This is a genomic window from Undibacterium paludis, from assembly GCF_022568815.1.
Lineage (GTDB): Bacteria > Pseudomonadota > Gammaproteobacteria > Burkholderiales > Burkholderiaceae_D > Undibacterium.
In genome coordinates this window covers 79,908-92,858 of record NZ_JAKZHX010000011.1, presented here as the reverse complement: position 1 = coordinate 92,858, position 12,951 = coordinate 79,908, and the positions used below count along the sequence as shown (strand labels likewise).

Here is a 12,951-nt window from a genome sequence, read left to right as displayed (position 1 = left end):
GACAAGTGAAGTGCTTCATAATTGAAATTTCCGCGGTAATTTTACACGGAAAATGCCAGCACCACATGTCTGCACAAAAAACTACCGTCGCCTGGCTGACGATGAATCGCTGCAGATATTCGCTGTGGCTCATGCCATAATGATGCGTGTCATTTCACGAGGTTTTTATATGAACACGACACTGCGACTGGCAAGAGCCGGCGATTATGCGGTCATCGCTTCCTGGATCAGCGATGCCGCGTCCTGTGCCCGCTGGGCAGGGCCGCAACTGGCCTATCCTTTCGATATTCGGGCGCTGCCGCACCTGCTGGAAAAACCTGGTTCAAACGCAATGGTGCTGACAGATGCTACTGACGCAACGCTGGGTTTTGCACAATACTGGCAACGCGATGCACAACGTGTGCACCTTGGCCGCATCATTGTTTCCCCTTCATCACGCGGCATGGGTTATGGCAGGATTTTATGCGAAGGCCTGCTCAGCACAGCACTGAGTCATACTGGCCGGTCCATTGCCAGCCTGCGTGTCTATCGCGACAACCCGGCGGCACAGAATCTGTACCGCCAGATGGGCTTTGTTGAAGTAGCGTCTGACTCTGACCAGAACGTGCTGGCAATGGAATACACCGTCACCAGTAACAACAGGTAGTGTGTAGTAATAAGGCACCACACACTCAAACACATTATCCTGCGTAGCTGAAGGTATCCGTACTGGTGGTATAGCTGGAACTGGTCACGGTGCTGACGTACACATACTCGCCCTTGGCCTGCGCCGGCGTCACGGTGATCAGCATATAGCCACGGCGGTAAGTGTCAATATACATGATGTCATCGACCAGGGCCTTGATGGTGCCGGCCAGTGTTGCCGGTGGCACGACAGCAGGCGGGAAAACGCTTTCAAAACCGCCGGAGGTCACCGACATGCCGGCAAATTCTGCACCAACCTGCGTGCCATCTGGCAGTGTCAGTTTGTTGAACCAGGCATTATGGCTGTCGCCGGACAGGACCAGGAATTTCTTGCCCGCCGCTTTCAGTTTAGCCGCGGAATTGAACACGGCATCGCGGGCATTCGGATAGCCTTCCCAGTTATCGAAGTTGTACGATATTTTTGGATTTTTGGCTGGATCGAGCAAATCTTTTTGTGTCTGTGTTTGTGCAGCTGCCGGCGTGGCCTTGGCTGTCAGGTAGGCAGTCACCGATTCTGCACTCAGATTGGTGGACAGCACAGATACAGGTAATTGCACACGCCCCATCACGGTCTGGTTGCCCAGGACCTGCCAGGTCGCTTTTGATGTCGTCATCTGCGCATCCAGCCATGCCTGCTGGGTAGTACCGAGCAATTGCTTGTTCTTGTTGAAGGCATACGGCAGGAATTTGGGATCGGCAATGTCACGGCCCTGCGCATCAAGCGTGCGGTCCGGCGCCTGTTCACGACCGATGATGCGGGTGTCAAGCATGTGCAGTGACAGCAGATTGCCAAAGTCAAACGAACGGTAAATCTTCAGCAGGTTGCTGGTATCCGGTGTACGTATCGGCATCCATTCATGATAGACCTGGCTGGCTGCAGCCTTGCGCGCTGCCCATGTACCCTGGGTCGCCGGATTATGATTTTCAGCATTGTCCATCCAGGCATTATTGGCAAATTCATGATCATCCCAGATGGCGATCATGGGCATGCGGGCATGCAGGGCTTTCAGGTAAGGGTCGGCCTTGTGCAGGGCATGGCGCGCACGATAATCGGCGACGGTGACGATTTCGCTGGCAGGTGCAGACACCCGGCCCGCCACCTGTGCAGCCACCGGAGGGAAGACGCCATCTTTGTATTCATAGATATAGTCACCCAGATGCAGGGCAAACTGCGCGCCGGATGACACCGCACTGTCATAGGCATTGAAGTAACCGGCCGGATAATCACTACAAGAAAATACCGCCAGCTTGACCTGGTCCACGTTGCCAACGGGCAGGGTACGGGTGCGCCCCACAGGTGAAATGCTGTTATTGGGCGCGACAAAGCGATAATAATATTCGGTATTGGCGGCCAAGCCCGTAGCATCGACCTTGGCGGTAAAACCTGTCGCCGCGCTGGTCGTCACCTTGCCTGAGAACAGCACGCTGGCAAAACTCGCATCCGCCGCCATTTGCCAGGTCAGGTCGACACTGGCATCGGTCGAAATCTTGGCATGGGTCCACAAAATAATGCGATCAGATAAAGGATCACCGCTGGCGACACCATAATTGAAAGCTGCCATCTCACCATTCAAGACTGGGGATGATCCACCGCAAGCAGTCAGCACACCACCCGATGCCATGACGGCAGCAACGGAGGACATCTTGATGACAAAACCACGGCGACCTGTATTGGCAGGCGTGGGTGAGTCCATCAATTGCTCGCTTCTATCTTTCTTTTCCATATGCCATCTTCCCCAAAAATCGATGAGTCTATTGATTTGATGTGTCATTGGTGTGACGGCAAGAGAATTTGCATGCACCTAATTTAGTAGCACCACTCTAATTCATCCCTATATTGTTAAAGACTGAGACAAATCCGCACACCAGCCACTAGCACGTGGTCGACGACAAAAATATTGAGAACCCTTTGACTTCCGCGACTAACCAAGACTTTCATACGCCATTTTGCAGTCATGCAGGCATGTCTTTGTGGTTCATGACGCTCTTCATCTGTAGCATTGCCTATTTCATGGGCGCAATTTGGCAATGTGAAGAGCCGTGGTACACCAGCCATTGGCATCCAAAAGCGCTACAGTTAGCACCTGGCGACGTGGTGGATGCAATAGAAATAAGTTATTCCAATCCATTTTTTCCTTACGGAGAACGTACTGACACCCTGTTATCAATGGATGATGGTCATTTCTATCGTTTTCGTTTTGATCAAATGAACTCAGGAAAGCGCTTTGAAGTTATAGGCATTCTTGATACAGCTGACACTGACAAATTGAAGGAGTTAGTAGCGTCGCATGACATACGTGTCAAGACCAGGGCAAAACGTCGGTCTTTGGATCAAACCACTACCATACTGCGTTATCACTTCAAATCAGGCAGAACGATTTGCAGAAAACAATATGATACTTCGCATGACCGCGACTACCTTATCGTACGGGACGAACTCGATAATCTAAAATTTGCATCCAAGTCAATTGATTCCAATAGTATAAAAAGACAAATGGAACAAGCAGCCGAGCTTAAATATCCATTTAGTGCCACCGAGACAACGGCATGCATTCTTGACACCGCGCCGCAATAGTCTAGTCAACTGCGCAGAAAACTAAAATTACAGAACATGGGCATAATAGTCCGCTAACAATACCGGAGGTATTATCATGATAGAAGTCCACCACTTAAAAGAATCACGCTCACGTCGCATCACCTGGTTACTGGAAGAACTAGAGTTGGATTACACCGTCATCTCTTACGATCGCGACCCCAAAACCCGCCTGGCGCCGCCTGAACTGCAAAAAATCCACCCGCTGGGCAAGGCCCCGGTCGTCCGTGATGGTGAGCAGGTGCTGATAGAGTCGGGCGCAATTATTGACTACCTGTTGCGCACTTACGGCAAAGGCCGCTTTGCACCTGCCACTGACAGCACAGATTACAACCGCTACGTACAATTCCTGCACTATGCCGAAGGTTCGGCCATGCTGCCTTTGCTGTTGAAGCTGTATGTCAGCCGCCTTGGCGAAGCCGGTGCACCTTTGCACCCACGCATCAATGGCGAGATCGCCAATCATCTTGGTTACCTGAACAGGGAACTCGAAGGCCGTGATTATTTCGTCGGCAACAGCCTGACCGGTGCAGATATTCAACTGTCCTTCGTTGCCCAGGCTGGCGTACGCGGCGCCGGACCGGATGCATTTCCCAACCTGAGCCGTTTTGTCGCCATGGTCGAAGCGCGCCCGGCGTATCAAAAAGCGGTTGCAAAGAACGGCGAGTAGGTATTTGCTGCACTACTCTCTATATTGCTAATTGACAGCCGTTGCAGTCTGGCTTATTGTCGCAACGCGGCGTACCCTTCAAGCCTGGTGCACAGATGCAGTTCACCGCAAATCAAATGCACCTCTGCGGGGTTACCCCGCAGGACAGACAGACCTGGTATTTCATCGCGTGAGCCGCCTTGCACTGACGTGCAAACAGGCTCACACTTCACAAGACTGGTTGAAGGCTCTGCGCCGCCCCTTTTTTCCTGCACTATATTTCCATGGACAAACCCGAACAGGTCGCACTTGCCTTGGCTGATGCCTTGCTGGCGGGGCCATGTGATCCTGTGATCATGATGAAAAACATGCGTTGGGTAATGGGCAGGAAATGGCCCTGGATACCTGCTTTATGCAAGAAGATACATCGGCATACCGGGGATCATTTTTATCATTACAGCCGCCATGAGGTGGCAGACATGATTCTTGCAGACAATGGCTTTGACAATGCCTGGTTCCGTAGTGAATCCCCACCTGTGATCAGGCATTACTGCCTATTGCCTCCTGTCGCACCTGACAGGCCTGTGTGGCTGGAGATGCTGAACTTGCCATCACTGGCTAATTCCGATGAACTGGCAAACTACCTGAACCTGCCCCATGGTGAACTGGCCTGGTTCGCCGATCAATGGCGCGACAGCGCACCTGAATCAACAGGCTTGCGGCATTACCGTTATCGCTGGCTGGATAAACCAACAGGTGGCGTGCGTTTGCTGGAAATGCCCAAACAGCGCCTGCGTAATATACAAAGAAAAATACTGCGCCAGATACTGGATCGCGTGCCGCCCCATGCTGCGGCACAGGCTTTTCGGAAACGACATTCCTGCCTGTCGCATGCTTCACTACATACCGGAAAACAAGTCGTGCTACGCCTGGACTTGAAAGATTTTTTTTCCAGCATACCCGGTTCACGTATCCACAGCCTGTTTGCCAAACTTGGCTATCCTCAGTCTGTGGCTGCAATCCTGGCACGCCTGTGCACGCACCGCACACCCAACACTGTACTTGATGAAATCATGGCACGTCAGGGGGCGCCATGGCAAGTGCGACACATGTTGCGCAGCCGGCATTTGCCGCAAGGCGCACCGACTTCACCGGCCCTGGCCAATCTGTGTGCCTTCAGGCTCGATATGCGGCTGCATACCCTGGCGGCCAGCATGCAAGCCACGTATAGCCGTTATGCGGATGACCTGACGTTCTCAGGTGATGAAGAGCTTGCGCGGGCTTTGCAGCGCTTCATCATCCAGGCTGGCGCCATCGCGATTGAAGAAGGTTTCAGTCTGAACCATAAGAAAACACGCATCATGCGTGCCACTGGCAGGCAGCAAGTAACAGGTATTGTGATCAATCGTCATTGCAATATACGCCGCAGCGAATTTGACAGGATGAAAGCTATCCTGACCAACTGTGTCCGCAATGGTCCGGCTACGCAAAATCGTGATCATCACGCTGACTTCCGCGTCCACCTTGCAGGAAAACTTGCGCATTTGCACATGATCAATGCCGCACGTGCAACAAAACTGCAAACGATTTTTGAGCAGATCAACTGGCCCGCAAAGCCGGAATAATTCGCAGCCTTCAACGTGGTCGACGTATAGCGTCCCAGGCCAGCATGGCCCAGGCGACCAGGAATGCCACACCGCCAACAGGTGTGATCGCCCCCAGCATGCGCACACCGCTCAATGCCAGTGCATACAGGCTGCCGCTGAAAATCACGATGCCTGCCAGCATGGCCCAGCCGGCACGACGCAGCAGTGCGCTGTTCCATTGCTGCTGCAAGGCTCCCAGCATCAGCAAGCCCAGTGCATGCACCATCTGGTACAGCACCGCCGTTTGCCAGATCGCCAGCATCTCGGGACTCAGGACTTGCTTGAGGCCATGCGCACCAAAGGCGCCGGCGGCAACGGCAATGAACATATTGATGGCACCGGCAGCTGCCAGGGAACGTGCTTGCATAGGTCACCCATGAATTAGATATCCTGCCATTGTAAACCAGGACGTTTCATTCACGCTTCTGGTCGTGCGCGACCAGATAGTTGCACGCATTTTTTTGCCAGGATAGTGGTGGGATCAAGCACGGCCACCTCTTTGCCCTGCACGGCAAAATGTTCTGTCTGCTCCAGCAATAGCGGCAATTCTGTACAGCCCAGAATAATGACTTCTGCGCCTCGCGCTACCAGATGCTCGAGCGCACACAACAAATTCTGATAAGCCTGTTCTGTAACGCCACTGGATTTCACACCATGTTCACCATAGATCGCATCCATGACTTTTTGCTGACAGGCTGGTTCGGGGGTGATCATCTGAAACGCCGTACCCGCCACTGCTTCATGATAGACCCGGCTGCTGATCGTACCTGAGGTTGCCAGCAAGCCTATCGTCGTTCTGTCACTGTAATGGCGGACAATATAGTCTACCGTCTCATTGAGCATATTGACGATGGGAATCTGCAAATGCGACTGTATGCGTTCAACAAAGGCGTGGGCCGTATTGCAGGGAATGGCAATGATACTGGCATCGCTTTCTTCCAGTTTCTTGCAGGCCGAATACAGTGCAATGGTAGGGTCGGTGCCGTTACCTGTCAGGCTGGCAGTGCGGTCAGGAATATTCGGATTATGTTCGACAACGATCTTGATATGATCCTGATCGCGCTCGGCCGCGGTATGCCTGACTATCTTGTTCATGAAATCAACCGTCGCAGCCGGGCCGACACCGCCGACGATACCTATCTTGTAGGCTTTCTCGCTGGCTTGTCCCTGCGCTACCGTGGCGTATTGCGCATAGATGCGGTTGGCGTCAAGTATGGGTATGCCACGCTCACGCAAGACTTCCGTGACGATGGACACCTCAGTGGTGCCGGGGACGATGACTTCTGCGCCCTGGTTCAGCAGATCCAGACAGGCCTGGTGCATCAACTCAACCGCTTCACCGCGGATATGACCGGCCTTGATGCCGCGCTCACCATAAATGGCTTGCATGACGCAGTTTTCCTGCACTGCCTGACCGGGGTAGATCAATGCATATGCCGGTGGCTTGAAGTATCTTTCGAACAAGGCATTTTTCTTGACATAGTCAGATGTCAACACACCGAGTTTGCCCGCTGTTGGGTAATTGCGTTCCAGATGAAGACGCAGGGCTTGCATGATATCGAGTATGGGCAGACTGACTTCTGATTTCAACTCATCGATGAAGGTATGGCTGATGAAGCAGGGTAGCAAGACGCTTTCCACCTGTGATTTTTCAAAACGGCGGATCATGTCAAAGATGTAAAGCTTGCGGGCATTGCACAGGGCATTTTCTGCCCCGGGCGTCGGGCCCTCATTGAAGGGATGCTGCTCCAGCACGATATTGAACTGATCGCTCTTGCCCTCCTTTGATACTGATTCGGCAATCTTGAAAAAGATATCGGCGCCACCTATTGCTCCCAGGCCACCAACGATACCCAGATTCTTCTTACCAGCATTGCCAGTCATCCCGTCTTCTCCTTGCTGTCATGTTCAAACCGGATGCGTGAAAGCATGCCTTGTCCGTATAGAGCCAGATCATACAGAAATACAGGTCCAGGTTTATGCATATTTGGCCTGACTTCATGCAGCAGACGCATAACAGTTGATCTATGCGTTTTGGGAATACCTGCATACCGAACTTGCATCAAGCCGCCACCATCTTCACCTAGACTCCGCTCGGGCAATAGCAATTTGATGGAATCAGCTCATCTGATCTCAACCACCGATAAGGATTAATCATGTCATCCCTTTCTCCAAGAACAGAACACGACTTGCTCGGCGACCGTCATGTCCCGGGTGATGCATACTACGGCGTGCATACTTTGCGTGCGATAGAAAATTTTCCTATCTCGGGCGTGGCAATTTCTGCCTATACGGAACTGGTGAATGCGCTGGCGAGTGTGAAAGAAGCTGCCGCCATGGCCAATTTTGAACTGGGCCTGCTGAGTTCAGAACACATGCAAGCCATCGTCCATGCGTGCAAACAGATACGTAATGGCGAAAAGCATGATCAGTTCGTCGTTGACGTCATACAGGGAGGCGCCGGTACGTCAACCAATATGAACGCCAATGAAGTCATTGCCAACATGGCGCTCAGCTATCTGGGACACGCACCAGGCGAGTATGCTCACCTGCATCCGAACGAGCATGTCAACCTGAGCCAGAGCACCAATGACGTCTATCCGACGGCCCTGAAGATAGCTACCTATATGAGCATCTTCCCCTTGGTCGATGCCATGGCGTATCTGCAAAAATCTTTCGAAGCCAAGGCAGCGGAATTCAAGGCTGACCTGAAGATGGGGCGCACCCAGTTGCAGGATGCAGTACCAATGACCCTGGGACAGGAATTTGCTGTCTATGCAGTGATGCTGTCGGAAGACCAGGACAGACTGCGCGAAGCAGCGCAACTGATCTGCGAAATCAACCTGGGCGCCACCGCCATAGGAACGGGCATCAATGCCCACCCCGATTATGCGGCGCTGGTTTGCCGCCATCTGGCCCGGATTACCGGCATCCCCTTGCTGACAGCACCGAACCTGATAGAAGCAACCCAGGATGTCGGCTCTTTCGTGCAATTGTCTGGTGTACTGAAACGTGTCGCCGTCAAATTATCCAAGACCTGCAATGATTTGCGTCTGTTATCAAGTGGCCCGCGTGCGGGTTTTGGCGAAATCAATTTGCCGCCAGTGCAGGCTGGCTCCAGCATCATGCCGGGCAAAGTCAATCCTGTCATACCTGAAGTCGTCAACCAGGTCGCCTTTGAAGTCATCGGCAATGACATGACCATCACCATGGCGGCAGAGGCTGGCCAGTTGCAATTGAATGCCTTTGAACCCATCATCGCCCACAGCCTGTTCAAAAGTGTCAAACATCTGCGTGCAGCCTGCATCACCCTGGCTGACAAATGCGTCTCCGGCATCACGGCCAATCGTGAGCGGCTCAGGTTCATCATGGATAACTCCATAGGCATGGTCACCGCCCTCAATCCCTATATAGGCTACACCAACGCCACGGAGGTCGCGCAGGAGGCACTGGAAACCGGGCAAAGCGTGTACCAACTGGTGCTGAAAAAAAATCTGCTGAGCAAAGCTCAACTGGACAGCATTCTTGATCCCGAAGCACTGACTTCGCCACGCTCGCGCCAGGCCTGACCCCTTATCAATCAAAACCCTTATCTTGAACGAGGAGACAACAATGCAGAAAAACAAACTGACCATCTGGATCATCACCGGCATGTTACTAGGTGTCATCGTCGGCGCCATTTGTCATCAGCAATTCCCGAATGCAGCGGATGCAAAAAATGTAGCAGGCTATTTTTCCATCCTCAGCGACATCTTCCTGCGCCTGATCAAGATGATTATCGCTCCCCTGGTTTTCTGTACCCTGGTGTCTGGCATCGCCGGGATGAAAGACGGCAAAGTCATGGGGCGCATAGGTTTTCGCGCTTTCGCCTGGTTTGTCACGGCGTCTTTTCTGTCACTGTTCCTCGGCCTGCTGTTCTGCAACCTGCTGGCGCCGGGCCATGCCCTGAGCCTGCCTTTGCCGGAACTGGGCACAGCCACAAAGCTCAATACGGCAGCCTTTAACCTGAAAGATTTCACCACGCACCTGGTGCCGAAGAGCATCTTCGAAGCCATGGGACAGAACGAGATTTTGCAGATCCTGGTGTTCTCACTCTTCTTTGGCTTTGCTATCGCCTCCTTCAAAGGGGATACAGTCAGTACGCTGACAAAAACCATTGATGAAGTCGTTCACATCATGCTGAAACTGACCGGCTATGTCATGCGTTTTGCTCCTATAGGTGTGTTTGCCTCGATGGCCGCGGCGATTACGGTACAGGGTTTTGGCGTACTGGCTATCTACGGCAAATTCCTTGGCAGCTTCTTCCTGGGTCTGGGTGCTTTGTGGAGCATCCTGATAATGGTGGGTTTTGTCTTTCTTGGCAGCGCGGTATTTACACTGCTCAAACTGTTGCGCGAACCGCTCTTGCTGGCGTTTTCCACTGCCAGCAGTGAAGCTGCTTATCCCAAGATGATGGAACAACTCGGTAAATTTGGCATCAATGAAAAAATCACCAGCTTCGTACTGCCGCTCGGTTATTCTTTCAATCTTGATGGCTCCATGATGTTCCAGGCTTTTGCCGCCCTGTTCATCGCCCAGGCTTATAACATCGATATGTCGCTTACCCAGCAAATCACCATGCTGCTGGTGCTGATGGTCAGTAGCAAGGGCATGGCGGGTGTGCCGCGCGGCTCGCTGGTGGTGGTTGCTGCAGTACTGCCCATGTTTGGTTTGCCAGAGGCAGGTCTGCTGCTGATCATGGGCATAGACCAGTTCCTGGACATGGGTCGTACCGCCACCAATATCGTCGGCAACGGCATTGCCACCAGCGTCATCGCGAAATGGGAAGGTGAATTGAGCACAGTTCCAGAGCCAGAAGTTGAGACTGTACAAGTCAAGCGCATGGCAGCCTGACGACGACAAGACTGGTCTATGAGCTTAGCGCTGAGCATATCCTGTAACGGATGCTCAGCGCTTTTTTATTTGGTTGGTCAGGGTTTTCCAGATGTCGTTGAGCAGGGGATTCTGTCCTTCTATCGCGCGGAACAGGCGTATGTCTATGGTCAGCGACCAGCGCTCTGAGCCGGCCCAGATCAATTTCCCCTCTGCCAGCTCTTTGACGATGCAGCTTTCCGGCAACCAGGCAATACCCCTGCCAGCCAATGCCATTTTTTTCAATAGCTCAGCCATGTCGGATTCATACGTGTCGACAAAATAGCTTTTTTGCTCCGTCTTTAATTGTATGAGGTCAACAACACGGCCAAAAAAAGAGACAGAAGAATATTTCAGTCGCGGCACAGGCTTGCTTTTGCTGCCTGGCAGCGAAAACGCTGGCCCGCCATCGCGGCCGGGTATGGACACCGGTATCACATTTTCCGTCCCCAGGCTGATGTATTCATAACGGTCCGGGTCCAGGTCTATGGGCAGGGAATGATGGTGGTAGCACAGCAGTAAATCACAATTGCCTTCCACGAGCGACAGCACAGATTCGTGTACATTGGCCGGCACGATTTTAGTCTTGAACTCGCCATGCACCTTTTGTATGCTGTCTATCCACATGGGCAGGAAATTCAGCGACAACGTATGCCCTGCCGATATTCTGAGGATATTTTTTTCGTCATTCTGGCCACGCAACACGGCCCGCGTATCGTCGAGTATGCGCAGAGATTCCCGTGCGGATTCGCTGAACATCTTGCCGGCGGCTGTCAGCGTCAGCGGATAAGTGCTGCGGTCTATCAGGTCAGTGCCTACCCAGGCTTCCAGCGCACGTATGCGACGGCTCAATGCAGACTGCGTCACATTGCGATGATCAGCGGAGCGCGAAAAATTGCGCGTATGCGCGAGATTGAGAAAATCTTCTATCCATTTGATATCCATACCTGCCCCCTACATCCTGAAAAGCTGATTCATTAGCATCGACAGTATAGGCCCAAAGCCTGGCTTGCCGTGACGGCGTTGCTGCCATGCCTCACAGAAGCTTCTGCTCCCCCTCTTTGTTTGCTGTTTCCCACAGACAGGAAAATCAGGTATTCCGTTGCGGCATAGCTCCAGTGTGTATTTGCATAAACCTGCGCAGACAGCTTGCTATCTTGACTGACAGCAGGGATGTTCCAGTACCTGCGATGAAAACCCTGTCCATCAACAGCAGCACTACAACAGTGCAAAAGGAGTCTCACATGTACGCAACCAGGTTCTATACCATGATGATTCAATGTCTTTGCTGCCTTTGCTGTTACCTTGTATGCGGCATGCTGATCACATTCTCCCCCGCTTCAACTGCCGCTACGCTGGATAAAATCAGGGAGACGCAAACCCTGACGATCGCCTATCGCGCATCGTCCATCCCTTTCTCGTATACCGACGACAAGGGCAAACCCATGGGTTACGCCATCGATCTCTGCATGAAAGTCGCACAAGCAATCAAGCGTGAACTGCATCTGCCCCGGCTTGACATACAGTACCTGCCCATCACCCCGTTCACGCGGATACAGGCCATTGCTGAAGGGCGCGCAGACATCGAATGTGGCTCCACCACCAACACACAGGAAAGGCGCCTTCAGGTGGCTTTTTCCATTCCCTATTTTGTTGCTTACGCCAGGATGCTGGTACGTGATGATTCTGCAATCAAGAACTGGCCTGACCTGCAAGGCAAAACTATCGTCACGACCAGGGGAACCACCAATGCCCAGACACTGGCCAGTCGCGACAAGATACGTTCATTGCACATCACCATGCTGGAAAGCAAAGATCATGCTGAAGCCTTTGCCATGGTCAAGGACCGGCGGGCAGATGCTTTTGCCATGGATGACGTCCTGCTGTCAGGCTTGCGTGCCAAAGACAGCAATCCGGACGCATTTCGTATCGTTGGCGATCCGCTGTCGGCTGAACCCTATGCGCTGATATTACGCAAGGATGATCCTGCATTCAAATCCATGGTGGACCGTGAAATTGCCAGGGTCATGCTAGACCGCGAAATATACCCGCTCTACGACAAATGGTTCAGGCAGGCTATCACCCCCGGCAATATCAACATGAACATGCCCATGGGCCAGATGTTGCGCGCCATCGTGCAATTCCCCAGCGACCAGGTACCCAACTGATCTCCGTCATGACACCTGAAGAATTCATATCAAAGGAAATTGCTCATGTCAAAACTGCGGCCAATCCCAATGCCCTCTCTGCCCGTTTCGTGCAATTACATGAACTTGGACAGCGAAGCACGGCTGAGGCTGAGGAATACCAGACGCTGTACAAGCTGATGTACTCACGCTGGCGTTGGCATACCGGTTCACTTGAAGCAGGCAAGAGAAAAAGAAAAGCGGCATCAGATCCAGACCATACCTGACATGGGCAGGGTTTTTAAAGCAAAGTGCTTTCTTGCTGGACCTGCGGTACCACAT

General features: G+C 52.6%; 12 protein-coding genes. 8 read left to right on the top strand and 4 right to left on the bottom strand.

Going from position 1 to position 12,951, the window contains the following annotated elements; translation table 11 throughout:
• Window positions 1-169: 169 nt before the first annotated feature.
• Window positions 170-646 (top strand): GNAT family N-acetyltransferase, encoded by a 477-nt coding sequence (locus LZ463_RS19075; RefSeq protein ID WP_241457406.1) that lies wholly within the window; start codon window positions 170-172, stop codon window positions 644-646.
• Window positions 647-680: 34 nt separating this feature from the next.
• Here LZ463_RS19075 and LZ463_RS19070 read toward each other — a convergent pair whose 3' ends face one another.
• Window positions 681-2,408 carry an alkaline phosphatase D family protein gene (locus LZ463_RS19070; protein ID WP_241457405.1) on the bottom strand — a complete coding sequence of 576 codons (1,728 nt, stop codon included), beginning with the start codon at window positions 2,406-2,408 and terminating at the stop codon, window positions 681-683.
• A gap of 185 nt (window positions 2,409-2,593) precedes the next feature.
• Here LZ463_RS19070 and LZ463_RS19065 point away from each other — a divergent pair, with 185 nt between their 5' ends.
• The 3 genes from LZ463_RS19065 to LZ463_RS19055 all read left to right on the top strand — a co-directional run bounded on the left by LZ463_RS19065 (window position 2,594) and on the right by LZ463_RS19055 (window position 5,551).
• Entirely contained in the window at window positions 2,594-3,259 is a 666-nt protein-coding gene (locus LZ463_RS19065; protein WP_241457404.1) for a hypothetical protein, read from the top strand.
• A gap of 76 nt (window positions 3,260-3,335) precedes the next feature.
• Window positions 3,336-3,947 (top strand): glutathione S-transferase family protein, encoded by a 612-nt coding sequence (locus tag LZ463_RS19060; RefSeq protein WP_241457403.1) that lies wholly within the window; start codon window positions 3,336-3,338, stop codon window positions 3,945-3,947.
• Window positions 3,948-4,210: 263 nt separating this feature from the next.
• A complete protein-coding gene (locus LZ463_RS19055; RefSeq protein ID WP_241457402.1) occupies window positions 4,211-5,551 on the top strand; it encodes a reverse transcriptase family protein in 1,341 nt (446 codons plus the stop codon).
• Between the two features lie 10 nt (window positions 5,552-5,561).
• Here the strand turns inward: LZ463_RS19055 and LZ463_RS19050 are convergent, their stop codons facing one another.
• Window positions 5,562-5,939 (bottom strand): DUF423 domain-containing protein, encoded by a 378-nt coding sequence (locus LZ463_RS19050; RefSeq protein WP_241457401.1) that lies wholly within the window; start codon window positions 5,937-5,939, stop codon window positions 5,562-5,564.
• 50 nt (window positions 5,940-5,989) lie between these two features.
• Window positions 5,990-7,456, bottom strand: coding sequence for a cysteate racemase (cuyB, locus tag LZ463_RS19045; RefSeq protein ID WP_241457400.1), 1,467 nt, complete (start codon window positions 7,454-7,456; stop codon window positions 5,990-5,992).
• 272 nt (window positions 7,457-7,728) lie between these two features.
• Between cuyB and aspA the strand changes: the two genes are divergently transcribed.
• The gene (gene aspA / locus LZ463_RS19040) at window positions 7,729-9,141 is read left to right on the top strand and encodes an aspartate ammonia-lyase (RefSeq protein WP_241457399.1); all 1,413 of its coding nucleotides are present in this window, start codon (window positions 7,729-7,731) and stop codon (window positions 9,139-9,141) included.
• Window positions 9,142-9,184: 43 nt separating this feature from the next.
• Window positions 9,185-10,465 (top strand): dicarboxylate/amino acid:cation symporter, encoded by a 1,281-nt coding sequence (locus tag LZ463_RS19035; RefSeq protein WP_241457398.1) that lies wholly within the window; start codon window positions 9,185-9,187, stop codon window positions 10,463-10,465.
• Window positions 10,466-10,519: 54 nt separating this feature from the next.
• Here LZ463_RS19035 and LZ463_RS19030 read toward each other — a convergent pair whose 3' ends face one another.
• Window positions 10,520-11,428 carry a LysR family transcriptional regulator gene (locus tag LZ463_RS19030; RefSeq protein ID WP_241457397.1) on the bottom strand — a complete coding sequence of 303 codons (909 nt, stop codon included), beginning with the start codon at window positions 11,426-11,428 and terminating at the stop codon, window positions 10,520-10,522.
• Window positions 11,429-11,799: 371 nt separating this feature from the next.
• Here LZ463_RS19030 and LZ463_RS19025 point away from each other — a divergent pair, with 371 nt between their 5' ends.
• Both LZ463_RS19025 and LZ463_RS19020 read left to right on the top strand, forming a co-directional pair.
• On the top strand, window positions 11,800-12,651 hold the full coding sequence (locus tag LZ463_RS19025) for an amino acid ABC transporter substrate-binding protein (RefSeq protein ID WP_241457396.1): 852 nt from the start codon (window positions 11,800-11,802) through the stop codon (window positions 12,649-12,651).
• Window positions 12,652-12,659: 8 nt separating this feature from the next.
• On the top strand, window positions 12,660-12,896 hold the full coding sequence (locus LZ463_RS19020) for a hypothetical protein (protein ID WP_241457395.1): 237 nt from the start codon (window positions 12,660-12,662) through the stop codon (window positions 12,894-12,896).
• Window positions 12,897-12,951 lie beyond the last annotated feature (55 nt).

Excerpts from the sequence above, each read along its gene's own strand:
- aspA (WP_241457399.1), top strand. The coding sequence starts at position 7,729 with ATGTCATCCCTTTCTCCAAGAACAGAACACGACTTGCTCGGCGACCGT.
- LZ463_RS19025 (WP_241457396.1), top strand. The coding sequence starts at position 11,800 with ATGCTGATCACATTCTCCCCCGCTTCAACTGCCGCTACGCTGGATAAA.
- LZ463_RS19035 (WP_241457398.1), top strand. The coding sequence starts at position 9,185 with ATGCAGAAAAACAAACTGACCATCTGGATCATCACCGGCATGTTACTA.
- LZ463_RS19020 (WP_241457395.1), top strand. The coding sequence starts at position 12,660 with ATGACACCTGAAGAATTCATATCAAAGGAAATTGCTCATGTCAAAACT.
- cuyB (WP_241457400.1), bottom strand. The coding sequence starts at position 7,456 with ATGACTGGCAATGCTGGTAAGAAGAATCTGGGTATCGTTGGTGGCCTG.
- LZ463_RS19060 (WP_241457403.1), top strand. The coding sequence starts at position 3,336 with ATGATAGAAGTCCACCACTTAAAAGAATCACGCTCACGTCGCATCACC.
- LZ463_RS19075 (WP_241457406.1), top strand. The coding sequence starts at position 170 with ATGAACACGACACTGCGACTGGCAAGAGCCGGCGATTATGCGGTCATC.
- LZ463_RS19050 (WP_241457401.1), bottom strand. The coding sequence starts at position 5,939 with ATGCAAGCACGTTCCCTGGCAGCTGCCGGTGCCATCAATATGTTCATT.
- LZ463_RS19055 (WP_241457402.1), top strand. The coding sequence starts at position 4,211 with ATGGACAAACCCGAACAGGTCGCACTTGCCTTGGCTGATGCCTTGCTG.
- LZ463_RS19030 (WP_241457397.1), bottom strand. The coding sequence starts at position 11,428 with ATGGATATCAAATGGATAGAAGATTTTCTCAATCTCGCGCATACGCGC.
- LZ463_RS19070 (WP_241457405.1), bottom strand. The coding sequence starts at position 2,408 with ATGGAAAAGAAAGATAGAAGCGAGCAATTGATGGACTCACCCACGCCT.